Source organism: Providencia sp. PROV175 (assembly GCF_032707045.1).
GTDB lineage: Bacteria > Pseudomonadota > Gammaproteobacteria > Enterobacterales > Enterobacteriaceae > Providencia > Providencia hangzhouensis.
In genome coordinates, this window is sequence record NZ_CP120533.1 from 3507988 (window position 1) to 3532298 (window position 24311).

At 40.0% G+C, this 24311-nt stretch carries 24 protein-coding genes; 10 read left to right on the top strand and 14 right to left on the bottom strand.

From position 1 onward, the window contains the following. Positions 1–4: 4 nt before the first annotated feature. From uppS to rpsB, 6 genes are all read right to left on the bottom strand, one after another. Entirely contained in the window at positions 5–760 is a 756-nt protein-coding gene (gene uppS, locus P3L44_RS15945; RefSeq protein WP_272661632.1) for a polyprenyl diphosphate synthase, read from the bottom strand. A 185-nt stretch (positions 761–945) separates the two neighbouring features. Next, positions 946–2139: a 1-deoxy-D-xylulose-5-phosphate reductoisomerase gene (ispC, locus tag P3L44_RS15950; RefSeq protein WP_272661631.1), complete on the bottom strand. Its 1194-nt coding sequence runs from the start codon at positions 2137–2139 to the stop codon at positions 946–948. A 147-nt stretch (positions 2140–2286) separates the two neighbouring features. Next, positions 2287–2844, bottom strand: coding sequence for a ribosome recycling factor (gene frr / locus P3L44_RS15955; RefSeq protein WP_004257496.1), 558 nt, complete (start codon positions 2842–2844; stop codon positions 2287–2289). Positions 2845–2951: 107 nt separating this feature from the next. Beyond that, a complete protein-coding gene (gene pyrH, locus P3L44_RS15960) occupies positions 2952–3680 on the bottom strand; it encodes a UMP kinase (protein WP_004257499.1) in 729 nt (242 codons plus the stop codon). A 191-nt stretch (positions 3681–3871) separates the two neighbouring features. Next, the gene (tsf, locus tag P3L44_RS15965) at positions 3872–4723 is read right to left on the bottom strand and encodes a translation elongation factor Ts (RefSeq protein ID WP_004908761.1); all 852 of its coding nucleotides are present in this window, start codon (positions 4721–4723) and stop codon (positions 3872–3874) included. 142 nt (positions 4724–4865) lie between these two features. Next, positions 4866–5591: a 30S ribosomal protein S2 gene (rpsB, locus tag P3L44_RS15970; RefSeq protein WP_004257504.1), complete on the bottom strand. Its 726-nt coding sequence runs from the start codon at positions 5589–5591 to the stop codon at positions 4866–4868. A gap of 649 nt (positions 5592–6240) precedes the next feature. Here rpsB and map point away from each other — a divergent pair. From map to P3L44_RS15990, 4 genes are all read left to right on the top strand, one after another. Continuing rightward, positions 6241–7038, top strand: a complete 798-nt coding sequence (gene map, locus P3L44_RS15975; RefSeq protein WP_272661630.1) for a type I methionyl aminopeptidase — start codon at positions 6241–6243, stop codon at positions 7036–7038. Positions 7039–7147: 109 nt separating this feature from the next. After that, on the top strand, positions 7148–9784 hold the full coding sequence (gene glnD, locus P3L44_RS15980; protein ID WP_144141030.1) for a bifunctional uridylyltransferase/uridylyl-removing protein GlnD: 2637 nt from the start codon (positions 7148–7150) through the stop codon (positions 9782–9784). A 63-nt stretch (positions 9785–9847) separates the two neighbouring features. Next, entirely contained in the window at positions 9848–10675 is an 828-nt protein-coding gene (gene dapD / locus P3L44_RS15985; RefSeq protein WP_004257518.1) for a 2,3,4,5-tetrahydropyridine-2,6-dicarboxylate N-succinyltransferase, read from the top strand. Between the two features lie 419 nt (positions 10676–11094). Beyond that, positions 11095–11475, top strand: a complete 381-nt coding sequence (locus P3L44_RS15990; RefSeq protein WP_004908747.1) for a DUF3461 family protein — start codon at positions 11095–11097, stop codon at positions 11473–11475. Between the two features lie 83 nt (positions 11476–11558). Here the strand turns inward: P3L44_RS15990 and P3L44_RS15995 are convergent, their stop codons facing one another. From P3L44_RS15995 to P3L44_RS16005, 3 genes are read right to left on the bottom strand one after another with little or no spacing between them, the layout of a single operon-like run. Then, complete coding sequence (locus tag P3L44_RS15995; RefSeq protein ID WP_004257522.1) at positions 11559–12011, bottom strand: flavodoxin; 453 nt, start codon at positions 12009–12011, stop codon at positions 11559–11561. A gap of 21 nt (positions 12012–12032) precedes the next feature. After that, complete coding sequence (gene truC, locus P3L44_RS16000) at positions 12033–12791, bottom strand: tRNA pseudouridine(65) synthase TruC (RefSeq protein ID WP_140171670.1); 759 nt, start codon at positions 12789–12791, stop codon at positions 12033–12035. Positions 12792–12798: 7 nt separating this feature from the next. After that, positions 12799–13134 (bottom strand): YqcC family protein, encoded by a 336-nt coding sequence (locus P3L44_RS16005; RefSeq protein ID WP_004257526.1) that lies wholly within the window; start codon positions 13132–13134, stop codon positions 12799–12801. Between the two features lie 255 nt (positions 13135–13389). Between P3L44_RS16005 and P3L44_RS16010 the strand changes: the two genes are divergently transcribed. Then, on the top strand, positions 13390–14286 hold the full coding sequence (locus tag P3L44_RS16010; protein WP_272661629.1) for a DUF535 family protein: 897 nt from the start codon (positions 13390–13392) through the stop codon (positions 14284–14286). A gap of 467 nt (positions 14287–14753) precedes the next feature. Here the strand turns inward: P3L44_RS16010 and syd are convergent, their stop codons facing one another. Next, on the bottom strand, positions 14754–15314 hold the full coding sequence (syd, locus tag P3L44_RS16015; protein ID WP_004257535.1) for a SecY-interacting protein: 561 nt from the start codon (positions 15312–15314) through the stop codon (positions 14754–14756). A gap of 145 nt (positions 15315–15459) precedes the next feature. On the opposite strand from syd, the gene queF reads away from it, so the two are divergent. The 3 genes from queF to xni all read left to right on the top strand — a co-directional run bounded on the left by queF (position 15460) and on the right by xni (position 18532). Continuing rightward, complete coding sequence (queF, locus tag P3L44_RS16020) at positions 15460–16305, top strand: NADPH-dependent 7-cyano-7-deazaguanine reductase QueF (RefSeq protein WP_096864085.1); 846 nt, start codon at positions 15460–15462, stop codon at positions 16303–16305. A gap of 85 nt (positions 16306–16390) precedes the next feature. Then, positions 16391–17758: a nucleotide 5'-monophosphate nucleosidase PpnN gene (gene ppnN, locus P3L44_RS16025; protein WP_140171603.1), complete on the top strand. Its 1368-nt coding sequence runs from the start codon at positions 16391–16393 to the stop codon at positions 17756–17758. A gap of 18 nt (positions 17759–17776) precedes the next feature. After that, positions 17777–18532 (top strand): flap endonuclease Xni, encoded by a 756-nt coding sequence (xni, locus tag P3L44_RS16030; protein ID WP_140171602.1) that lies wholly within the window; start codon positions 17777–17779, stop codon positions 18530–18532. Positions 18533–18591: 59 nt separating this feature from the next. Here xni and rlmM read toward each other — a convergent pair whose 3' ends face one another. From rlmM to P3L44_RS16045, 3 genes are read right to left on the bottom strand one after another with little or no spacing between them, the layout of a single operon-like run. Then, positions 18592–19695 carry a 23S rRNA (cytidine(2498)-2'-O)-methyltransferase RlmM gene (rlmM, locus tag P3L44_RS16035; RefSeq protein WP_272661628.1) on the bottom strand — a complete coding sequence of 368 codons (1104 nt, stop codon included), beginning with the start codon at positions 19693–19695 and terminating at the stop codon, positions 18592–18594. Beyond that, positions 19688–20083 carry a DUF423 domain-containing protein gene (locus P3L44_RS16040; protein WP_004908716.1) on the bottom strand — a complete coding sequence of 132 codons (396 nt, stop codon included), beginning with the start codon at positions 20081–20083 and terminating at the stop codon, positions 19688–19690. Before P3L44_RS16040 ends, rlmM begins: the two co-directional genes overlap by 8 nt. Before the next feature lie 27 nt (positions 20084–20110). Continuing rightward, entirely contained in the window at positions 20111–21052 is a 942-nt protein-coding gene (locus P3L44_RS16045; protein ID WP_004257564.1) for a transcriptional regulator GcvA, read from the bottom strand. A gap of 699 nt (positions 21053–21751) precedes the next feature. On the opposite strand from P3L44_RS16045, the gene csdA reads away from it, so the two are divergent. Both csdA and csdE read left to right on the top strand, forming a co-directional pair. After that, positions 21752–22957, top strand: coding sequence for a cysteine desulfurase CsdA (gene csdA, locus P3L44_RS16050; protein WP_272661627.1), 1206 nt, complete (start codon positions 21752–21754; stop codon positions 22955–22957). Positions 22958–22975: 18 nt separating this feature from the next. Beyond that, entirely contained in the window at positions 22976–23434 is a 459-nt protein-coding gene (gene csdE / locus P3L44_RS16055) for a cysteine desulfurase sulfur acceptor subunit CsdE (protein WP_004257574.1), read from the top strand. A 41-nt stretch (positions 23435–23475) separates the two neighbouring features. On the opposite strand, the gene tcdA is transcribed toward csdE, so the two are convergent. Further along, positions 23476–24291 (bottom strand): tRNA cyclic N6-threonylcarbamoyladenosine(37) synthase TcdA, encoded by an 816-nt coding sequence (gene tcdA / locus P3L44_RS16060; protein WP_004257579.1) that lies wholly within the window; start codon positions 24289–24291, stop codon positions 23476–23478. Positions 24292–24311: the final 20 nt, after the last annotated feature.

Here is a 24311-nt window from a genome sequence, read left to right on the forward strand (position 1 = left end):
TCCCCTATTCTTTGCCCAGTTCATCATCTGATTCAGCTCCACCATAACGGCGCTCACGCTTACTAAAAGCATCAACTGCACTCTGAAACACCATTTCATCAAAATCTGGCCACAAAACGTTGGTGAAATAAAATTCCGCATATGCGACTTGCCATAATAGGAAGTTGCTTATGCGATGCTCCCCCCCAGTTCTTATGACTAAATCGACATTTTCTTGGTCATGCATACAAATATGGTTATCGATACTTTCTTCATTGATGTCATCAATAGAAAGCTCACCACTTTGTACCTTTGCAAATACTTGTTTTACACTGTTACTAATATCCCAGCGGCCACCATAGTTCGCTGCAATATTCAGTTTTAGCCCAGTGTTGTTTTGCGTTAATGCTTCTGCCTTATCAATTCTTTTTCTGAGGCGTTCACTAAAACGGCTAATATCACCAATGACTTTTAGTTTTACATTGTTTTTATGTAGGTTCTTAACTTCATTATCAAGAGCAAAAACAAATAGCTCCATGAGAGAACTGACTTCTTTCTCTGGCCTTCTCCAGTTTTCACTGCTAAAAGCATATAATGTGAGCGAACTAATTTTATTTTTTACCGCAAAGCGCACAGAATTACGGACAGATTCAACGCCTGCCTTATGACCTGTAATTCTGAGCTTCCCTCTTTGTTTAGCCCATCGGCCATTACCATCCATAATGATAGCAACGTGCTTAGGCATTATTGAGTCAGAGAGATTTTCACCACTAGAGTTCATTAAATATTAATCCTTGTGAGTACCACTTTGAGTATACAGACCAATAATAACTACTATTATTGAATTTGCTGATAAGACACATCCTTAAATCTCTAAGAGGTACTATGTTATTTTTCTTTTTTAAACACATCACATATTAAAGAGTTATTATGGCTATCAGCAACTAAATAAAACACATACCAGCGTTAAATTGTCTGAGCGATTATTTTTTCTGCATTTTTACGCGCTCGTTCGTCGATTTCTAAGACCTCTTCGATCGAAACAGGTTCAGAAAAAACTTGGCTATCTAACACATTGCGATTAATTTTTGCTATATCCGTAAAGCGTATTTTGCCTTCGAGAAAAGCAGCAACTGTCATTTCATTCGCACCATTAAGTGCCGTCGTAGCGGCTTGCCCTTGGTGACAGGCATCGATTGCGAGTTTCAAGCAAGGATAGCGTTGATAGTCAGGCTGAACAAATGTTAATGATGAAAGTGTTGCAAAATCAAGAGGTTTTGCACCAGACATGATACGCTGAGGATAAGCCATACTGTATGAAATTGGAGTTCGCATATCAGGCGTGCCCAGTTGTGCTATTACGCTGCCATCTTTATACCGAACCATGGAATGAATTACAGATTGAGGATGGATAATCACTTCCATTTGCTCGGCGCTCGCATTAAAAAAATAGCAAGCCTCAATATATTCTAGACCCTTATTCATCATTGTCGCTGAATCGACTGATATTTTTCGCCCCATCGACCAATTTGGGTGGTTACATGCTTCATCAGGAGTCACATTATCAAGATGCGATAACGGTGTATCCCTAAATGGCCCACCTGATCCGGTTAAAACAATACTTGAGATACCGGAAGCTGATAAATCGGCAAAACCTAAATTCAGTTGAATAATTTCAGGTAAACTCTGGAAGATAGCATTGTGCTCGCTATCAATAGGAAATACTGTTGCATTGTGCTTGCGAATCTCATTAAAGAATAAACGGCCACTAGTAATTAAAGACTCTTTATTCGCTAATAATATTCTTTTACCTTTGCGTATTGCCGCTAAAGTAGGAAGTAAACCGGCAACCCCAGTAATGGCTGACATAACTTGGTCAGCATCATCCAGACCAGCAAGGTCAATTGCAGCTTGTTTTCCTGACAAAACTTCAGTTTTACAATTATTCTCAGTCAAAATAGTTCTTAGCGCTTTTGCTGACGATTCATCCGCCATTGAGGCATATTTCGGATTAAACTCAAGGCACTGTTTCGCCATTTCAGTGACATTCTTTCCTGCCACTAGAGCAACGATTTGAAATTTTTCGGGATTTTGGCGAACAACAGAAAGTGTATTTGTACCAATTGAGCCTGTAGAACCTAGGATTGTCAGACATTTCATAGTGATTGAGTACTCTGTATTAATTCAATACTGAGATTATATCAGCTTAGAGGTTAGAAAGGATTTTTTAATAAGCTTGAAAAATAATAAAGCCACGCTAACGCACACTTTTACAGTTTGCATTGGTGGCTTTATTATTATGATGGATTAAAATTCCATCAACTCTGCTTCTTTTTGCGCTAATGCTTCATCAACTTTTTTGATGTAGCTATCAGTCAGCTTTTGGATATCATCTTGTGAACGACGCTCGTCATCTTCACTGATTTCTTTATCTTTCAGTAATGCTTTCACTTTGTCATTAGCATCACGGCGAACGTTACGGACTGCGATACGGCCTTGCTCTGCATCACCACGAACCACTTTAATTAAGTCTTTACGACGCTCTTCCGTTAATGGAGGAAGTGGAACACGGATAACAGTACCCGCTGATGATGGGTTTAAGCCTAAATCAGATGCCATGATTGCTTTTTCAATCGCAGGTGACATGCTACGGTCAAAAACAGAAATAGCTAATGTGCGTGAATCTTCAACAGTGACGTTAGCTAATTGGCGCAAAGGTGTCGCTGAACCATAGTATTCAACAGTGATACCGTCTAATAGGCTTGGAGATGCACGGCCTGTGCGAACTTTACTAATTTGGCTTTTGAATGCTTCAAGGCTCTTTTCCATACGGTCTTGAGCATCTTTTTGGATTTCGTTAATCACGTTTTCAACCCTTAAGAACTGGTTATTAAAGGCCGCATGCGACCTCGCTTAAATTGTCTGAATTTATATTAGATAATACATTTAAACTCAGGTCATGTCTCTGAGTATTAATTGTGAGAAATCAGAGTTCCTTCATTTTCGCCCATAACAACGCGACGTAAAGCGCCCGGTTTATTCATATTGAATACGCGAATCGGTAAGTTATGGTCACGTGCTAATGTGAATGCCGCTAAATCCATCACTTTAAGTTCACGTTCCAAAACCTCTTGGTAACTCAGATTTTCATAAAGGACTGCGTCTGGGTCTTTAGCAGGGTCTGCTGAATACACACCATCAACTTTTGTCGCTTTTAACACGACATCCGCTTCAATTTCAATACCACGTAGGCATGCAGCGGAGTCTGTTGTAAAGAATGGGTTGCCTGTTCCTGCAGAAAAAATAACGACACGGCCGTGACGTAACAAGCTAATGGCCTCTGCCCAGCTATAGTTATCACAGACACCGTTAAGTGGGATCGCAGACATCAGTCTTGCATTCACATAGGCGCGATGTAATGCATCACGCATTGCGAGTCCGTTCATCACAGTTGCTAGCATCCCCATGTGGTCTCCGACAACACGGTTCATTCCAGCTTGTGCCAAACCAGCACCACGAAACAGGTTACCACCGCCAATAACCACACCGACCTGTATACCCAGTTCTATGAGTTCTTTAATTTCCTGAGCCATACGATCTAAAACGCTAGCATCGATACCAAAACCTTCTGCCCCTTGTAAGGCTTCGCCACTTAATTTAAGCAGAATACGCTGATAAACGGGTTTTGCATTGGTTGCCATGGTGTTCTGTCCTAACAGATATTTATTGGGGTAACACACGTAGAATTACAGTGTTCTACGTACCTAAATTTTGAATTAGTTTAAATATAATTTTTTTATACACAAGAATTCTAGCGCAATGCCTATGACGCTAACATCGCAGGGAATATACGTATATAAAACAGAGCCGCCAATTGGCGGCCCTTAGTTGATTACTTGCTCATTGCAGCAACTTCTGCTGCAAAGTCAGTTTCAACTTTCTCGATACCTTCACCTACTTCGAAACGAAGGAAACCAGAAACAGTAGCACCTTTCTCTTTCAGTAAGTCACCAACAGATTTGCTTGGGTCCATTACGAAAGGCTGGCCAGTCAGAGAGATTTCGCCAGTGAATTTGTTCATGCGACCGATAACCATTTTTTCAGCGATTTCGCGTGGTTTGCCAGATTGCATTGCGATGTCTAACTGGATTTGGTGCTCATGAGCAACAACATCAGCAGGAACATCATCTGGAGTCACATATTCAGGTTTGCTTGCAGCGATATGCATAGCGATGTGTTTCAGTAATTCTTCGTCAGCGCCTTCAGCCGCAACTAAAACACCAATACGAGCACCGTGCAGGTAGCTACCTACTTGTGCGCCTTCCAGAATAGCAACGCGACGAATATTGATGTTTTCACCAATTTTCGCAACTAATGTTGTACGAGCTTCTTCGAATTTTGCTTTCAGCGCATCGATGTCAGCATTTTTGTCAGCAACAACAGAAGCCAAAACTTCTTTACCGAATGCTAAGAAGCCTGCGTCTTTAGCAACGAAGTCAGTTTCACAGTTCAGCTCAACCAGAGCACCTGTTTTACCACCGTTGAAAACTTCAGTCAGGATAACACCTTCAGCTGCAACGCGACCTGCTTTTTTAGCCGCTTTTGCTTGACCTGATTTACGCATGTTATCAATCGCTAATTCGATGTCGCCATTAGCTTCAACGAGTGCTTTTTTACATTCCATCATACCTGCGCCAGTACGTTCGCGCAGTTCTTTTACCAATGCAGCGGTAATTCCAGACATGTGATTTATTCCTCGATATTCCCCGTGGGAGTCTTCCCCACGTGGATAGTTCTGATTCATATATAAAAGGGGCCTAAATCAGGCCCCTTCTAACATATAGCAGTACCTGTATAGCAATACCTAAATAAGGATTTGGGCCTTATTACTCAGCTTCTACTAAGCTTTCTTCTGCTTGAACAGCCAGATCTTGTGAACGACCTTCACGAACGGTGCTTGCTACAGCGCCCAGATACAGTTTGATTGCACGGATTGCATCATCGTTACCAGGGATAACGAAGTCGATACCGTCTGGATCAGAGTTAGTATCAACGATAGCAAATACTGGGATACCCAGGTTGTTTGCTTCTTTAATAGCAATGTGTTCGTGGTCTGCATCGATAACGAACAGAGCGTCAGGTAAACCGCCCATATCTTTGATACCGCCTAAGCTGTTTTCTAACTTACCAAGTTCACGAGTACGCATCAGCGCTTCTTTCTTAGTCAGTTTGTCGAAAGTACCGTCTTGTGACTGAACTTCTAAATCTTTCAGACGTTTGATTGACTGACGAACGGTTTTCCAGTTAGTCAACATTCCGCCTAACCAGCGGTGGTTAACGAAATACTGATCACAGCTGTTAGCAGCTTCTTGAACGGCTTCGCTTGCAGCACGTTTAGTACCGACAAACAGAATTTTGCCTTTACGAGAAGCAATTTTAGTCAACTCAGCCAGAGCTTCGTTGAACATTGGAACAGTTTTTTCCAGGTTGATGATATGAACTTTGTTACGCGCACCGAAAATGAAAGGTTTCATTTTTGGGTTCCAGTAACGAGTCTGGTGACCAAAGTGTACGCCTGCTTGTAACATATCGCGCATGGAAACAGTTGCCATTTAATACCTCTGTATTTAAGTAATTGGGGTTATGCCTCCACAAATCCCATGCTACCGACTCCAAAGCTGCGTTAAAACGCATAAGAGCACCCCGGTGCACGTGTCGATTTGTGTGTGTTATTACACAATTGAGTTTTAAGTTTCGCACATCCAATATTTTATCAACGACTTTATCTTGATGCCATAAAATGACATTTCGATGATGGTGATTAGAAATAAATGGATTGCCGGCGCGCTTTATACCATAAAACCAACCTAGAAGCCAACTTTTGTTGCTTTTTTCGCTCACAAAAATGCCTAAAAGTGGTTTTGATTTAAAGCCATTGACCTGAGCAATATTTAACCATTGCTCAGGTCAATTATAGACGCTATTCGGTAAGATAAAAAAGCCTTATTTTTGCAATACCTTCTAGATGGCCTTCGTTACTATTTTGCATTTTGTGCTGTTAAAAGCTCAAAATGAACAAGCTCCACTCCTTTCCTTATCTACTATAAAGTGACTTCGACTTTCGAGTCCGCTCGATAGCTAGTTGGCAGAAAATGCGGTGGCTGTTACCATATATCTCATCGATGTAAAATGGGCTACCTATTTTCCCCCTCTTTTTTAACATGCCATCAAATTCAATGTTGGCATGAATGGACTAAATTCATGGCTATTATTATCAAAACTGAAGAAGATATTCAGAAAATGCGTGTTGCTGGCCGCTTAGCAGCAGAAGTGTTAGAAATGATTGCTCCGCACGTTGTGCCGGGAGTTAGTACGGGTGAATTAGATCGCCTATGTCATCAACATATTGTTGACGTACAGAAAGCTATCCCTGCGTGCCTGAATTATCACGGTTTTCCTAAATCTGTTTGTATTTCTGTCAATGATGTCATCTGCCACGGCATTCCTAGTGATGATAAAATCTTAAAAGATGGCGATATTGTTAATATTGACGTCACCGTTATTAAAGATGGTTTCCATGGCGATACCTCCAAAATGTTTATTGTTGGTAAACCAACCATTCAAGGTGAGCGCCTTTGCCAAGTCACACTAGACAGCTTATATTTAGCAATCCGAATGGTTAAACCGGGTATTCGCTTACGTACTTTAGGTAAAGCCATTCAAGAGTTTGTCGAAAAACAAGATTTCTCAGTTGTGCGTGAATATTGCGGCCACGGCATTGGCCAAGGTTTCCATGAAGAACCACAAGTTCTGCACTATGATGCTGACGACAGTGGCGTGGTTCTACAAAAAGGGATGACTTTTACCATTGAGCCTATGGTCAATACAGGCGATCACCGTATTCGCACCATGAAAGATGGCTGGACAGTTAAAACCAAAGACCGCGGTTGGTCTGCACAATATGAACACACATTAGTTGTGACGGATAACGGCTGTGAAATCCTCACTCTACGTAAAGAAGAAGAGCCGTTTATCTCTGCAGTATTAGTTAACGAATAATCTGCTCCATTGAGCCTTCCTAACCGAAGGCTCTTCCTCTGTTCATTTTTATCAAAAAACCGTAAGCTGGTAGCTAACCCCCTATTGCTATCAATATGGAAAGATAAAGATGACTGTAAATTCAGCTTCCTACCTCCCCCCTAATCAATTTAGTACTCATGACCTTGAACTTAATTTATTAAGACAACATGTCGATGATTTCGATCAGTGGCTGGAAGAGGCTTTCAACCAAGGTAAAGATGTTGTCGACCTTATTCACTTGCGAAGTGATTACCTTGATGCGTTACTCACTCGATTATGGCAATCCTTTCAATTTGATAAGCAGCCTGATATGTCACTAATCGCCGTTGGGGGTTACGGGCGCCATGAACTACATCCACTTTCTGACATTGATATTTTAGTTTTAAGTAAAAAACCGCTTCCAGAACACATCGCTAACGAAATTGGGCAATTTATCACTCTATTATGGGATTTGCGGTTTGATATCGGCCACAGCGTCCGTTCCCTCGCTGAATGCATCGAAGCCGGAAATGCAGATCTAACCACCGCAACTAATCTCATTGAATCACGGTTAATTTGTGGTGATGTCGCCCTGTTTTTACAATTACAAAAAACTATTTTTAGCGATGATTTTTGGCCTTCCGCGGTCTTTTTTGCTGCAAAAATTGAAGAACAACAAGAACGCCATCAACGCTACCATAGCACTAGCTATAATTTAGAACCCGATATAAAAAGTAGCCCTGGGGGATTACGGGATATCCATACCTTACTATGGGTCGGGCGGCGTCATTTTGGTGCAACCACCGTCGATGAAATGGTAGGTTTTGGTTTTCTCACTGAAGAAGAGCGCCAAGAACTCAAAGAGTGCCTAATATTTTTATGGAAAATTCGCTTTGCGCTCCATTTAGTGGTGAAACGTCATGATAATCGCCTGCTATTTGACCGCCAGTTTAGTGTGGCTCGGTTACTGGGTTATGAAGGCGAAAAAAACCAACCCGTTGAACGAATGATGAAAGATTTTTATCGCGTCACTCGCCGTGTTCGGGAACTCAATCAAATGCTATTGCAGTTATTTGATGAAGCTATTTTAACGCTTAACCCCAACGAAAAGCCCCGTCCTATTGATTCTCTATTCCAATTACGCGGATCATTGATTGACGTTATTGATGAAGAGTTATTTATCAAGCAGCCAGCCGCTATTTTAAAAATGTTTTACCAAATGGCTCGCTACCCAAATATTACAGGGATCTATTCCACTACTTTACGGCAACTACGTTATGCGCGGCGCAACCTTTCAGTGCCATTATGTGAAATCCCTGAAGCCCGAAAACTGTTTATCAAAATTCTACGCCACCCTCGCGCCATCAAAGGTGCATTTGTCCCAATGCACCTTCATAGTGTACTGAGCGCTTATACCCCACTCTGGAGCAATATCGTTGGTCAAATGCAATTCGACCTATTCCATGCATATACCGTTGATGAACATACTATTCGTGTGCTGCAAAAAATTGATAGCTTTACGTTAGAAGAAAATCGTCGTGATCATCCACTGTGTGTCAGTGTTTATCCCAAATTATTGCAACCTGAACTTTTACGATTAGCTGCCATTTTTCACGATATAGCTAAAGGCCGATCAGGAGATCATTCCGACCTTGGCTCTGATTTTGTTTATGATTTTGCCTTACTGCATGATTTTTCTGTCAAAGAAGCTGAATTAGCTTCATGGTTGGTTAAAAACCACTTATTGATGTCGGTGACAGCTCAACGGCGTGATATTCAAGACCCCGATGTCATTAAACAATTTGCAGGGGAAGTTAAAACTGTTTCACGGCTTAACTACTTGATGTGTTTAACGGTTGCAGACATTTGCGCGACAAATAGCACACTGTGGAATAGCTGGAAACAAAGTTTAATTCGTGAACTTTTTTTATCTACAGAGCATCAATTAAATCAAGGCATGCAGAGCACCCCTGACTTACGCGAACGCATTCGTCATCATCGTTATCAAGCTTTATCATTACTACGCCAATCATCAATTGATGAAGAAAAACTGCAGGGGTTATGGTCCCGCTGCCATGCCGATTATTTTTTACGTCATACGCCATCCCAATTAGCATGGCATGCTAAGCACTTACTAGCCCACGACTTGAGCCAGCCTTTGGTATTAATCAGCACACAACCTAAACATGGCGGAACAGAAATTTTTATTTGGTGCCATGATAAACCCCATTTATTTGCCGCTGTCGCCAGCGAATTGGATCGGCGAAATTTAAGCATTCACAGTGCTCAAATTTTTACTAACAAAGACAATATGGCCATGGATACCTTCGTCGTTCTTGAGCCTAACGGTAGTCCTCTGTCCAAAGACAGATACGACCACATCCGAAAAATGTTGTTATTAGCCGTTCAGCAACCAGAAATATCACTGCCTAAGCCACGTACTCTACCGTCAAAATTACGTCACTTTACCGTGCCAACAAAAGTCAATTTTCTACATTCCACCAACGACCGTCGCACCTATATGGAACTGTTCGCCTTAGATCAACCAGGTTTATTGGCTCGCATCGGTCATATTTTTGCTCAAATGGAAATTTCTCTATATGGCGCACGCATCACGACAATTGGCGAAAAAGTGGAAGATTTCTTTGTTTTAGCTGATAAGGAACACAAAGCGTTGACTAAAAATATGCAACAAGAGTTATCAGAAAGGTTGACAGAGGCCCTAAAATCGAAGGATAAAATATAGCGTCCATCACATCTTTATGGTGAACGTTCACTTTTTATAACATTCAAGAGGAAAATACAATCAATGCAGCATTTACAAGCGATCATTGAACAAGCGTTCGAAGAGCGAGCCAGTATCACACCAAATACGGTATCAAACTCAGTAAAACAAGCCGTGTTAGATACCATTGCATTACTCGATAGCGGAGAATTACGTGTAGCTGAGAAAATTGCCGGTGTTTGGGTTACCCATCAATGGCTGAAAAAAGCTGTTTTGTTATCATTTCGCATTCAAGATAACCAAGTGATTGACGGTGCAGAAAGCCGTTATTTCGATAAAGTTCCAATGAAATTTGCGGATTATGACCAAGCTCGCTTCGAAAAAGAAGGCTTCCGAGTCGTTCCTCCTGCCGCTGTTCGTAAAGGCGCTTATATCGCTAAAAATAGCGTATTAATGCCGTCATATGTCAATATTGGTGCTTACGTCGATGAAGGCACAATGGTAGATACATGGGCAACCGTTGGTTCATGTGCACAGATTGGTAAAAACGTGCATTTATCTGGTGGTGTAGGGATCGGTGGCGTATTAGAGCCATTGCAAGCTAACCCAACAATTATTGAAGACAACTGCTTTATTGGTGCTCGTTCTGAAGTGGTCGAAGGGGTGATTGTTGAAGAGGGCTCCGTCATTTCAATGGGGGTTTATCTGGGGCAAAGCACAAAAATCTATGACCGTGAAACAGGTGAAATTCATTACGGCCGAGTCCCTGCTGGCTCCGTAGTTGTTTCAGGTAATTTGCCATCTAAAGATGGTCGCTACAGCCTGTATTGCGCCGTCATTGTAAAAAAAGTTGATGAGAAAACTCGCGGTAAAGTGGGTATTAATGAATTATTAAGAACGATTGATGAGTAATTAAACGCCTAAAATCTCACGCCAAACCTGTTACTGGTTTTTATAATAAACTTTTATAGTGAGCCACTGTAATTAGGTTAAAAAACTAAAGCTATCCCGAATCGCATACCTCCGTATGCAACTCGGGTGGCCATATCAGTGTTACTTTTTAATATTAGCGCATTAATTGCAAAGAGAAGTTTGTCAATTTCTACAAATCGCGCATAATATGTCCGTGGCTTTTGCCGTTTACCTCTAATAAAACTGTATTATTTTATTTTTCATTATAATGATGCTGTTTGTGTAATAACATCATTCAATCTATCACCCAAACGAATGGGATAGATAGCTTATTAACGAGAAATAGACCGATATTGTTACGGCCTGCTCACACTATCACTTTGTTCACCGACTCTGTCTCTACAGTAAAGCGAGCTAACATGTACGATAATTTGAAAAGTTTAGGCATCAGTAACCCTCAAGATATTGACCGCTACACCTTACGCCAAGAAGCGAATAATGACATTTTAAAAATTTATTTTCGCAAAGATAAAGGGGAGTTTTTCGCTAAAAGCGTAAAATTTAAATACCCACGCCAGCGTAAAACTATTGCGGATGGTAATAATAATTTCAAAGAAATTAATGAAATTAACACTAACCTACGTTACGCCATTGAAGAACTAGATCAAATTTGCCAAACAGATCAAACTGACATTGATTTAAAACACAAAATTCTCGATGACTTACGCCATCTTGAACATGTGGTTTCAAATAAGATCGCAGAAATTGAAGCAGATCTAGAAAAATTGACCCGTAAATAATTTACAGGTGAAATGATTAATTTACTGCGCCGTAGCACTGCCAATATTTATCATTAATATAGGTAATACTACGGTGCAGACATTTAAAGCAGCTCCGCCCATGCTTCAACCCAAGGCTTAGCAAACTCCTCAGGAACATCCACCTCAATTGCATCAATAAATAAAATATCGCCAATACGGGTCGCTGATTGTTCAGCTAACAGTTCATCGAAACGAATACCTGCGCCACAAAAACTTTCATAACTGCTATCACCTAAAGCAATTATTCCGTAACGTAAATCAGGTTGATAACCGACAACATCTTTGATTTCACTATATAACGGAGCGATGGTGTCAGGTATATCCCCTTGCCCTGTAGACGAAGTCACAATAAGTGCAATTTCATTACCTGAATTATAAAGTTGCCAATCGCTCAAGGTGGGCTCATCAAAAACAACCACTTCATGCCCTTGCTGCTCTAAAATTTCTTGTGCCGTTTCAGCAACAGCTAAAGAGTTACCATAGACAGTTCCAACAAAAATGCCTATTTTTGACATAACATTCCCTCTATTTCATAGTTAACTTGATGAGTTAATAACGTTTATCCCTAATTTTGCAACTGTATCTGACCATCCAAATTGCTCAATTAATGATAACCATTGTGTATCCCATGTGGCAACCAACGATATATTTTCTTTTGTTATTGGATGGTTTAAATTTAATACGCTGGCATGTAACATCAAGCGCGATACTGAAAAATGCGTATTCACGCCTCTATTTTGGCGTAAGTCGCCATGCTTGCTATCTCCAATAATAGGATGGCGAAGGTGAGACATATGCCTTCTCAATTGATGTTTACGACCAGTTTCAGGTTTTAATTCAACCAAACTAAATCTTGATGTTTCATATCGCCCAATCGCAATGGGACATTCAACTGTTGCTATCGGTTTACAGTGGGTAACACACTCCTGCAAAACAGGCTCACGTGATGCATGCTTATCCGCAATTTTATCTAACTCTTCTAACAACGGATAATCGATGGTTTGCTCTTCAGTTAAATAGCCACGAACAATGGCATGATACACTTTTTCTAACTGATGGTTTTCAAATTGAGCCGACAACAGCCTTGCAACCTCACTCGATAATGCAAAAAGTAATATACCTGAGGTTGGCCTATCTAAGCGATGAATGGGGTAAACATACTGGCCAATTTGGTCACGTAGTGTCTGCATCACAAATACGGTTTCTTTACTGTCCAGCCAACTGCGATGCACTAACATACCAGCAGGCTTATTAACCGCTACCATATATTCATCGTGATAAATAATTTCCAGCATCAATAAATTACCCGCAGGTCTTAGTGGAGAAAAAACCATCTAACTCACGCAAATAATTGATAAGTAACGTGTATTGTTCTTCTTCATCATGCTTATACGCTTCTTCAAAATAAGGAGCGACCGCAAAATTAGTTGGCAGCGTAGCCCCTTGTTCAATTAACATTTGTAGACGAGGTATTAAAATCCACTGCAGCCACTCTATAGCCTCCATCGTATCAATACAAAAAGGCTCTACACTGTTAAAAGCCTCGGGTGAAGGTGGCTGTTCATTCCAAAGAGATTTTAATTTCATTTCCTCTTCTAAGTGACGAAGTTTCTCAATAATACGTTGTTCAATATTCATACTTAAACTCATTTAGTGATGGCTGCAGCAAATATACGGTATTTTCTATCATAATTCTGTCGGATACATGGGGTTAAGCCTCAGCAAATACAAGTTTATTTATTTTGCATATCGATAATAATTATTATCGTAGCTATTAATCGAACAATTCATTTAATAAGATTCGTTTATATTTTGTTGCAGATAGCACATGTAAGATTAAATGTTTTATCAATTTAGTACTTACAGAATAATTAACAACAAAATGGTTTATCTATGGGACGACTAAAACAGTGGCGCAAGGAAAATAAAGTCTGGAAAACTTTAAACTCTAACTATATTGAATTAAAAAGAAAAATACGTATTTCAAAGCTGCCTTCGTCACAATATCAGCATTATCAAGTTATGTGCCAAAACTACCGTAGTGCGCAATTTTCTTCAGTTATTGAAGGCGTTCCTCATTTTATCGAACGCCCTATAAATAAGTATCTACATAAAAGCTGGAGCGGAAAACAAAAACTATCAACCGCCAGCTACACGCTCAATTTAATTGAAAGTACATTCAAGCCCGAAGCTATTGAAGCTATGTTTTCTGCTAAGCGAGAAGGGCTTCTCGTGGCAAACATTGAATTAAAATCAGGAGAGTTCGCTCAATTAACATTGATTTACTCTCAATACCCTCGAGAAGGCGACCTCACTTTACACTTGAGAAATGAGACCGGTGACGATATTTATTTAATGAGTTTTTCCTTCGGCCCAGAAGGACAATTGTACGTGTGCTCTTTGCAAGGCCCTTCCACTGAACAAAGTGTCGATCAAGTTAGGTTGATAACTAAGCAAATGCACGGTATGAGGCCCAAAAATTTATTAATGTCAGCGGTTTATGCAGTAGCAGCCTTCTTTGATGTAAAATCAATATTAGGAATTTCAAACCAGTGTCATATTAAGAGCCAGCATTTGAAATCAAGCTATGATACGTTTTGGCAAGAATGCGGTGCCACGAAAACACCTGATGGTTGGTTCCAATTACCTATTCAAGAACCCGTACGAGATATAGAGTCAGTGAAAAGCCAGCGTCGTGCTGAATTTCGCCGCCGAGAAGCGCTCCGAGATTCCATGACCCAAGATATTATTGCTTCGCTAACTAAAAATTCAATTAGATTAGAACATTGATTTAAATAAATTAAAGTATCTTTAATTTTTTCACATCACTCCGCTACAATAGGTATTAACTAAAAAAGCCAGTCAACCGAAGCTGACTGGCTCATACTTTAAAATTTACGCATCCTGCTAATGACTTCCCGTCATTCAACATCCTGTTGATTAAAACAAATTTATAGATTTATCACCTAATCGCGTTCCATCGCCTTGTTTTAAACAATTTTTACACCTCACATGAAGGTATAAAAAGCTAAACGAGTTTACCCTGTCCAGCGCGATAAGAATGCATTAAATCTATTAATGAAACAACCTAGCAAAATAAACAATAACACGGTAAAAATACGCAAAAAGTACAAACCAGATAGTAACGCCATGAAATTAAAAGTTAAATAATTATCATTACAATATAAAGAACATTTTTTAAGAAATTACTTAGCTTAATTGTAGGCATTTACTCACACAAACCCGCTTAAAAACACTTACCCCTGAGGCTCAACAACAACCACTAGCTCATCGAGAAAACTTGTTAAATTCGAAGAAAGTACACGCCTTTCCTGACTACCAAATTTTTCTAATATAATTTCCCCCGTGAGATTACACATTGATATCATTTCAATCTCTGATTCCAACGTTGCAATGAATAGCGTGGGTGATAGTTTTAAACGCTTTTGAGTCACTAAATGACCAATTAAATTTTCTTGCAAACGGATGAAATCATCTTCATTCCACACCTGTACTAAACTCAACGTAATATCACGAAATGTGGCTTTCATATCGCCAGCAAGCTGTGCAGTATAAAAAGCATGGATATCACCTTGTAAATTAATCTCCAATGCTGTCGCAACTTTATCTAAGCTCGCATCCTTTATTGGAAATGGTTGAGGTTCCCAGTAAACCCAGTTTTCACCTGTGCGGACAATACATGGCGATGGAATACCATATAAGTCTGTTGAGGCGGGAGGTAACCCCGTTTGTTGGTGCCATTGTGAAACATATTTCTGAGTAAAATTATGTAGTGCGGCAGAATGTGAAGTATTCATAATTATGTGTTTTTTGTCGTCAATTTAAAGAGAAAGGCGTCAATGTTGTCGATAAATGGTATTATGACAGAAGTTCACAGACGAAGAAAATATCCCAATTTTACCTATTAGCCTCATTTTCAGTTTATGAAGTATAAGGACCTATATGTCACACTACCAGAATAATCCCGCACTTAATAATTTAACTCTTGGAAAGAAAACGGATTATCATGATCAGTATGATGCCACATTATTACAAGCTGTCCCTCGTAGCTTAAATCGTGATCCTTTAGCCATTCACGCTAAAGCACTTCCATTTCACGGTGCTGACATTTGGACAATGTATGAGCTTTCATGGCTAAATCAGCGCGGTGTTCCCCAAGTAGCAATCGGCTCGATTAGTGTTGATGCAAATAGCGAAAACTTAATTGAATCTAAGAGCTTTAAGCTTTACCTAAATAGTTTTAACCAAACACGTTTTGAAACTTGGGAAAATGTGCGAAGCGCTTTGCAAAATGATTTATGCCGCTGTGCTAATGGCCAAGTAAGCGTTACACTTCATAAATTAGAGCACTTTGCTCATCAACCTATCCAGCCATTACTTGGCGAATGTATTGATGAACAAGAGATTGATATTGATAATTATGAGTTTAATCGAGATTATTTGGCGAATAGCACCCAACAACAGGTTGTTGACGAAACGTTGGTGAGCCATTTATTAAAATCAAACTGTTTAATTACCAACCAACCTGACTGGGGCTCTGTGCAGATCCACTATTGTGGACCCAAAATTGATCGTGAAGCCTTATTACGCTACTTGGTCTCATTTCGCCATCATAATGAGTTTCACGAACAATGCGTTGAACGCATTTTCACTGATATTATGCAATTGTGTAAACCTGAAAAATTAAGTGTTTATGCACGCTATACTCGCCGTGGAGGGCTTGATATAAACCCATGGCGTAGTAATGAAGAATTTACGCCAGAACTAGGTCGTTTATCACGACAATAAGTATATATAGTTGAAAAGTAAGTGTAATTAATACATTTGCAGTACAATTCACATATCAAGAACCCATGGGGTAAAGGAGTACTACTTGATTACTCATATCAGTCCATTAGGATCTATGGATCTACTCTCTCAACTTGAAGTTGATATGCTAAAACGCACGGCCAGTAGCGATTTGTACCAATTATTTCGAAATTGTTCTTTAGCCGTTTTGCATTCAGGCAGCTTAACTGATAGCAGTAAAGAGCTATTAGAAAAAAGTAAAGATTTTGATATCAATGTATTACGCCGTGAGCGTGGCGTTAAGCTTGAACTTATCGACCCACCAGAAAAAGCTTTTGTTGATGGTAAAATTATTCGCACCTTACAAGCAAACCTATTTGCCGTATTGCGTGACATTCTATTCGTCCATGCGCAAATTACGCATGCCAAAGAACAATTTAATTTAGACCTCGAAAATGGCACACATATTACCAATATGATTTTCTCTATCTTGCGTAATGCCCGTGCCCTGCATATCGATGAAGACCCGAGTATGATTGTTTGCTGGGGGGGCCACTCAATTAATGAAATTGAATACCAATATGGCCGTAAGGTAGGTAATGAGCTTGGCTTGCGTGAACTCAATATCTGTACTGGTTGTGGCCCGGGAGCGATGGAAGCACCAATGAAAGGTGCCGCTGTTGGTCATGCCCAACAACAATACAAAAATAGCCGTTTTATCGGTTTAACTGAACCTTCAATTATCGCTGCTGAGCCACCAAACCCATTAGTGAACGAGCTCATCATTATGCCTGATATCGAAAAACGTTTAGAGGCATTCGTTCGATTAGGTCATGGGATTATTATCTTCCCTGGTGGTGTTGGTACCGCTGAAGAGTTGCTTTATTTACTTGGTATCTTGATGGACCCAGCCAACAGTGAACAAGTTCTACCATTGATTTTAACGGGTCCAAAAGAAAGTGCAGAATACTTTGAAGTGTTAGACGATTTTATTCGTCACACTTTAGGTGATGAAGCCAGTAAGCATTACCAAATTATTATTGACGATGCACCAGAAGTCGCTCGTGTAATGAAACGTAGCATGCCACAAGTTAAAGAAAATCGCCGTAGCACAGGTGATGCCTATAGCTTCAACTGGTCAATTAAAATTGCTCACGATTTACAACATCCATTCGAACCAACGCATGAAAATATGGCATCACTGAACCTCCACCCAGGGCAAGCACCTGAGAAACTGGCTTCAGATTTACGCCGCGCTTTCTCCGGTATTGTGGCTGGTAACGTGAAGGAATTTGGTATGAAAGCCATCGAAAAACATGGGCCATTCAAAATTCACGGCGATAGTGAGCTAATGAAGCGTATGGATGTGTTATTACAAGGCTTCGTTGAGCAACATCGTATGAAATTACCGGGTGGTACGGCATACGAACCTTGCTATGAAATCGTGAAATAAGTAAATGTTGACGTATTTATGATCCACTTATTAATTATTGATGCATTAAACTTAATACGCCGTATCCATGCGGTGCAAGGAAGCCCGTGTGGAGAAACTTGTTTATCTGCAATATCGCAGTTGATCGCTCATACTGATGCCACGCACATTGTTGCAGTGTTTGATGAAGAAGGACGTCACCAAAGCTGGCGCCATGAAAAACTCCCCGATTATAAAGCGGGCCGACAACCTATGCCTGAAGATTTGCATGCTGAACTCCCCACTCTAATAGCCTTATTTAAAGAAAAAGGGGTTCACTGCTGGCAGTCTGAAGGGGATGAAGCCGATGATTTAGCCGCTACCTTAGCAACACGCATTGCGGGATCGGGGCACACAGTTACCATCGTATCCACAGACAAAGGTTACTGCCAACTACTTTCCCCTAACTTAAGAATTCGCGATTATTTTCAAAAGCGCTGGCTAGATATCCCTTTTATCGAAAAGGAATTTGGCGTTTCTCCTAATCAACTTCCTGATTATTGGGGGCTTGTAGGGATCAGTAGTAGTAAAGTTCCCGGTGTTGCAGGGATTGGTCCTAAAAGTGCCACGACACTATTGCAACAATATCACTCTATTGAAAATATATTTGCCAATTTAGATAACCTTGAAGAGAAATGGCAGAAAAAGCTCATCAATCAGCAGGGAATTGCATTGATTTGCCGAGATATTGCGACTTTAAGAACCGATATCCCGATACGAGGGAATCTGAATCAGTTGCGTTATGCACCCAACTAATAGAAAACAGAAAAGCCACTTAATGATGAAGTGGCTTTTTTATTAACTGATTCTATAAATTAATAATACTCACGTGCCATTGGATTTGCCGACCATATCCTCATCACATGTACAGTTACTTCTTCGCGGTCATGATAAAGCTGTTTAGCTTGAATCAACACATTAACACCTTGCTCTTTAAGCTGTGTTTTCATCTTTTCTAAGATATGTGAAACTTCTTCATAGCGCTTTTTCATCGGCAATTTTAAGTTAAAAATGGCCTCTCGGCACCAACCTTGAGCAAGCCAATCAGTCATTAGCGCAGCAACTTTAGCTGGTTTTTCAACCATATCGCAGACTAACCAAGTAATATTATGGGAAGTAGGCTTAAATTTAAAACCATCTTCACGGTGATGCTTAACTTGCCCTGTATCCATAAGGCTTTCCGCCATTGGGCCGTTATCTACAGCATCCACCATCATACTGCGTTTCACTAATTGATAAGTCCATCCCCCTGGGCATGCACCAAGATCGACAGCTTTCATCCCACTAGCTAGACGTTCTTCCCATTCTTCATAAGGAATGAAGACGTGGAAAGCTTCCTCAAGTTTTAAGGTTGAACGGCTCGGTGCATCTGATGGGAATTTTAACCTTGGGATTCCCATATAGAAATTTGAACTATTATTGGTATACGAATACCCGGTATAGCAGCAACCAGGGGCAATAAAGAATACATGAATAACGGGCCGCTTAAAGTTTTCGAGTGGCAATAAGATTTTTTCTTTACGTAATGCATTACGCAAAGGTACCGTAAACTTGCGGCAAAACTTCAAGAGTTCTTTCGATTCATTGGTATCAGCAACTTCAACACGGAGATCTCCTGCCCGCACAACTTGCTGACTCAATGCATTTACAATCGGGGTAATACGGTCTTCAGACGGTAAATCCTTAAGTAAATCCCCTATTACAATCATTTGACGAGCAAAAATTAATTCTCGAAAAGGCAACGTTCGTGCGAGTTTGTCCGCATCTTCTGCTTGGTAGCACTCAAAAATAACATAACCACTGTTTTCTTTTACGCGGGCAAAACCATAAATTTCTTTTTGCCCTGCTTTATCTGTAATTTCTGCTGCACATTCTTTTTCAAAGCCTGGACGGCAATATAGTGCAATTTTATTACTCATTGCGTGACGCCGATTTCCTTAGACGCATAGCGCCAATAACCACTAACAGCCAACCAATTAGGAAACATACACCACCTATTGGCGTAAAATAAGAGAAGTATTTTACCTGCAATAGTGCCATACAATAAAGGCTACCGCTAAAAAGAAGTATCCCAACAGAGAAAAACACACCTGACCAATAGAACCACAGAATTATTTTACGTAATAAAATTGCCCCTAGCACCATTAGTGCAACAGTATGCAACATTTGATAACGTAGCCCTATTTCAATCCAGTCCATTTGATGGACACTCATAATTGACGATAACGCATGTGAACCAATAGCTCCAAAAGCAACAGTAAAGAAGCCACTAATTCCTGCAAAAATTAACATCAAACGACTATTCACAGTAACACCTTTTATTTAAATACTTGATTACTGAATAAGCGCCACATCTTGGTCACCCGTAATAAAACCTAATTTCTCTTGTTCACTTGCCGCCTGCCCAAGAATCCATTGGCGAAATGCAGCTATTTTGCCTAAATCTGCCTGATTTTCTTGGCAAACTAAGTAGAATGCATTTTTACTAACTAACACCTCACTAAAGGGACAAACTAAGCGCCCTGCGTCAATTTCATTTTTAGCCATAACATTATTCGTCAGTGCAACTCCCTGACCATGAACAGCAGCTTGAATAACCATCGCACTATGACTAAAAATGGGACCTTGCTGTACATTAACGACATTTTGTAACTCTAGTTGCTTAACATACGCTTGCCAGTCTCTTCGTGAAGAATCGTGAAGTAACGTATGTTTTGCTAAATCTTCAGGAATTTTTAGTTGGCTATCTCCAGTTAATAAAGATGGTGAACATACCGGCATTAAATATTCAGCATAAAGCCTATCTGTTCTTAGCCCTGGCCAATTACCTTTACCGTAGAAAATAGCGACATCAACGTCATCTGCCAATTTATCTTCTTCTCTATCTACAGCTTGGATCCGCACATCAATTCCTGGATAGGCCTGGTTAAAGCCTGAAAGCCTTGGCACCAGCCACTGAATCGCAAAACTTGGGGATAAACTAACCGTTAATGCCCCTTTTGCACTTCTGGCTTGCAACTTACGCGTCGCCTCGTTTAAAGAAGAGAAAATCTCTTTAATATCAAGGTAATAACTTTGACCTTCTTCTGTCAATAACAATGATCGGTTGCGCCGACGGAATAATTTCAGCCCAAGGAAATCTTCCAAACTTTTCATTTGGTGGCTAACGGCTGCTTGAGTTACAAATAATTCTTCTGCTGCCTTAGTAAAACTTAAATGACGAGCAGCAGCATCAAAGACTCTCAGTGCATTTAGGGGCGGTAATCTTTTAGACATAATCACTTCTACTTGGCATCTTATTATGCATTAGTTTTTTTCATCCGAAGCATTATAATTTGTCCCTTGAGGATACGCTAGTAAATACCTATAGTATGCACACTTCCTAAGCCGGAACGAAAAGTTACAGAGTTTAGTTACTTTGAAACTTTTGGCTTTGTGGTTGTGATGTTGTGTTTGCAAGTTGTCTGGTTGAACCAGACCTTTGTAGCTTTAGCTACTGTTTTTTCACTTCCTGTACATTTACCCTGTCTGTCCATAGTGATTTTATATAGTGCACCGCCAACGCGCGGTGCTTTTTTTTACTCTTTTTTTAATGCTATTTCGGTATTTACTTAAGCAATTTAACTTAATAAATACAAATAACTATAGATAATTGTAAGTGTACCGAAAAAACTTTCAGTAAGATATTTAAGATAAATCTTGAAAATTATTTACTAAGTACTTAAAAAAATAAATTTATAAACAAAAGGCATTGCATTGCAACGCAAAACACTGAATCATCTTGAAACCACATCTAGAAGAATTGCTAACAATTAATACCAAACGTAACAAAATATTTCAATGGCTAGATTAAAAAATGATAAGTTTAAATTAATCAGAAAGTAACTATAAATGTACTAATAAATGTACAATCAACTAATACCGCACTCAGTAAAATCAAAACACATTGAAATTTTGACTAAAAAGAAAATACTCATGGATCATTTTAACGCCACCACATTTCGCCTCGCCTTCCCAGCGATAGACTCATCAACACTATTTTTTGATAGTGCGGCAACGGCATTAAAGCCTATCGCCATGATCAATGTATCTAATGACTATTATCGCTTGTCGGGCAGTTCGGTATATCGAGGGCAGTCATCTGAATCATTGAAATTAACACGTGATTATGAGCAGGGGCGAATCCGTGCTGCAAAATATATTCATGCTTCCAGTGAAAAAAATATTATTTGGACACGCGGAACAACTGAGTCAATTAATTTAATTACACAAGGTTATTTTCGCTCAACATTAAAACCTGACGATGAAATTATTGTCAGTGAAATAGAACACCATTCAAATTTATTACCTTGGATTATGCTTTCACAGCAAACTGGCGCAAAAATTATAAAATGGCCGGTTGAAAAGAACCTGACATTGAGTCTTGATGTACTCCAATCTAAATTATCTGAAAAAACGAAAGTCATCGCTATCACTCAAATGTCCAATGTAACTGGCTATCAACCCGATATACAAACGGTGACTCAGCTCGCTCACCAAGTAGGAGCTTTAGTCGTTGTTGATGGCGCACAAGGTGTCGTTCATAGCCCGATTAATGTCAGTGAGCTGAATATTGATTTCTATGCATTTTCAGCACATAAGTTATATGGGCCAACTGGGCTTGGAGTTTGCTACGCCAAAACAGAACTTTTAGAGCAAATGACCCCTTGGCATGGTGGAGGGAAAATGTTGACCCACGTCACATTTGACGATTTCACTCTTGCACCTATTCCACAACGATTCGAAGCCGGAACACCGAATATTGCAGGGGTAATTGCCTTTTCTGCTACCCTAGAGTGGCTGGAAGGAATAAATTTAACACTAGCAGAAACATATACTTGCTCACTAATCGAATATGCCACTAAAAAACTATCGGCACTTCCCGGCTTTATTCGCTATAGTGTGCCTGATTCTCCTTTGCTATCATTTAACTTCAAAGATATTCACCATAGTGATCTAGGTGCCCTCTTGACCGAACAAAATATTGCATTACGCTATGGTCAACATTGCACCCAACCATTAATGGATGCATTAAATATCAGTGGCTGCTTGCGTATCTCAATGATGCCGTACAACAACCGGGAAGACGTCGATAAATTTATCGATGCAGTCACCGTTTCACTTTCTATACTCAATGAATAAATCAATAAAGGAAGCCTAATGACTTCGACTAACCATGAACTTGCTCCGCACCCATTCGGTACAGAGATTAAAATTCAAGAAATAGTTGAACAGTTTTCCACACATAAAGCATGGGAAGATAAATACCGTTTATTAATTCAATTTGCGAGAAAATTGCCGGCGCTGTCTGATGATGAAAAGCTGCAAACTCAAGAGGTTAAAGGCTGTGAAAACCGAGTTTGGATTGGAGCACTTCTCAATGATGATGAAACATTTCATTTTTATGGGGATAGTGAAGGCCGAGTGGTGAAAGGGTTATTTACCATTTTGTTAGCGGCAATAGAGCAAAAAACAGCGAAAGAAATCATGGAAATTGATTTTAATAACTTATTAGCTCAAACCGGCTTACCTAGCCAGCTCAGCGAATCCCGCCAAAATGGTATTCAATCACTCATTACGGCAATTCAAAATATTGCCAATGAAATGACACCTGCGTAATTCATTGAATGAGGCTATCTATCGCAATAGCCTCATTCACTTTACTGCTGTTCCATTTCCCGTTGTGATTTTGCTATCATCTTTTTAAGTGCATGTGAGACAGCAATAAACCCAAAACTGGCTGTAACCATAGTCACCGCACCAAAGCCTGAAGCGCAGTCCATACGCTTAGAGCCATCCGCAGTGCTTTTTGCCGCACACACAGTGCCATCACTTTGCGGATAAACAAGCTGTTCAGTAGAAAAAACACAGTCAATCCCGAGCTTTCCTTTGCCATTTTTAACAACGTTAAAATCGGATTTTAAGCGTTCGCGCAACTTAGCGGCTAAAGGGTCTTGAACCGTTTTAGCTAGGTCTGTCACTTGAATCTGTGTTGGATCGATTTGTCCACCAGCCCCACCTGTGGTGATAATGGGTATTTTAAAGCGTCTACAATACGCTAACAACGCTGCTTTAGGCCTTACACTATCAATGGCATCAATGACATAATCAAACCCCGTGCTAAGGTAGTGAGCGACATTATCAACAGTAATAAAATCATCAATAACATTCACTACACATTCGGGGTTAATTTCTAAAATACGATTTTTCATCACATCAACTTTTGGTTGCCCAACTGTCGACTTGATGGCATGTAATTGGCGATTGGTATTAGTCACACAAATATCATCCATATCAATTAATGTGATATGCCCAATACCTGAACGAGCAAGCGCCTCCGCGGCCCACACGCCTACCCCACCAATGCCAATGACACAAATGTGGGAACGTGCAAAAAGATGAAGAGCATGTTGCCCATATAAACGCCCGATCCCAGCAAAACGCTGCATCCAAGCATCAGAAAGCTTAGCTTGCATAATAACGAACAACCTCAGTT

Coding starts and splice junctions, on each gene's coding strand:
- uppS (WP_272661632.1), bottom strand. CDS start 760: ATGAACTCTAGTGGTGAAAATCTCTCTGACTCAATAATGCCTAAGCAC.
- ispC (WP_272661631.1), bottom strand. CDS start 2,139: ATGAAATGTCTGACAATCCTAGGTTCTACAGGCTCAATTGGTACAAAT.
- pyrH (WP_004257499.1), bottom strand. CDS start 3,680: ATGGCAACCAATGCAAAACCCGTTTATCAGCGTATTCTGCTTAAATTA.
- tsf (WP_004908761.1), bottom strand. CDS start 4,723: ATGTCTGGAATTACCGCTGCATTGGTAAAAGAACTGCGCGAACGTACT.
- rpsB (WP_004257504.1), bottom strand. CDS start 5,591: ATGGCAACTGTTTCCATGCGCGATATGTTACAAGCAGGCGTACACTTT.
- map (WP_272661630.1), top strand. CDS start 6,241: ATGGCTATTATTATCAAAACTGAAGAAGATATTCAGAAAATGCGTGTT.
- glnD (WP_144141030.1), top strand. CDS start 7,148: ATGACTGTAAATTCAGCTTCCTACCTCCCCCCTAATCAATTTAGTACT.
- dapD (WP_004257518.1), top strand. CDS start 9,848: ATGCAGCATTTACAAGCGATCATTGAACAAGCGTTCGAAGAGCGAGCC.
- P3L44_RS15990 (WP_004908747.1), top strand. CDS start 11,095: ATGTACGATAATTTGAAAAGTTTAGGCATCAGTAACCCTCAAGATATT.
- P3L44_RS15995 (WP_004257522.1), bottom strand. CDS start 12,011: ATGTCAAAAATAGGCATTTTTGTTGGAACTGTCTATGGTAACTCTTTA.
- truC (WP_140171670.1), bottom strand. CDS start 12,791: ATGCTGGAAATTATTTATCACGATGAATATATGGTAGCGGTTAATAAG.
- P3L44_RS16005 (WP_004257526.1), bottom strand. CDS start 13,134: ATGAATATTGAACAACGTATTATTGAGAAACTTCGTCACTTAGAAGAG.
- P3L44_RS16010 (WP_272661629.1), top strand. CDS start 13,390: ATGGGACGACTAAAACAGTGGCGCAAGGAAAATAAAGTCTGGAAAACT.
- syd (WP_004257535.1), bottom strand. CDS start 15,314: ATGAATACTTCACATTCTGCCGCACTACATAATTTTACTCAGAAATAT.
- queF (WP_096864085.1), top strand. CDS start 15,460: ATGTCACACTACCAGAATAATCCCGCACTTAATAATTTAACTCTTGGA.
- xni (WP_140171602.1), top strand. CDS start 17,777: ATGATCCACTTATTAATTATTGATGCATTAAACTTAATACGCCGTATC.
- rlmM (WP_272661628.1), bottom strand. CDS start 19,695: ATGAGTAATAAAATTGCACTATATTGCCGTCCAGGCTTTGAAAAAGAA.
- P3L44_RS16045 (WP_004257564.1), bottom strand. CDS start 21,052: ATGTCTAAAAGATTACCGCCCCTAAATGCACTGAGAGTCTTTGATGCT.
- csdA (WP_272661627.1), top strand. CDS start 21,752: ATGGATCATTTTAACGCCACCACATTTCGCCTCGCCTTCCCAGCGATA.
- csdE (WP_004257574.1), top strand. CDS start 22,976: ATGACTTCGACTAACCATGAACTTGCTCCGCACCCATTCGGTACAGAG.
- tcdA (WP_004257579.1), bottom strand. CDS start 24,291: ATGCAAGCTAAGCTTTCTGATGCTTGGATGCAGCGTTTTGCTGGGATC.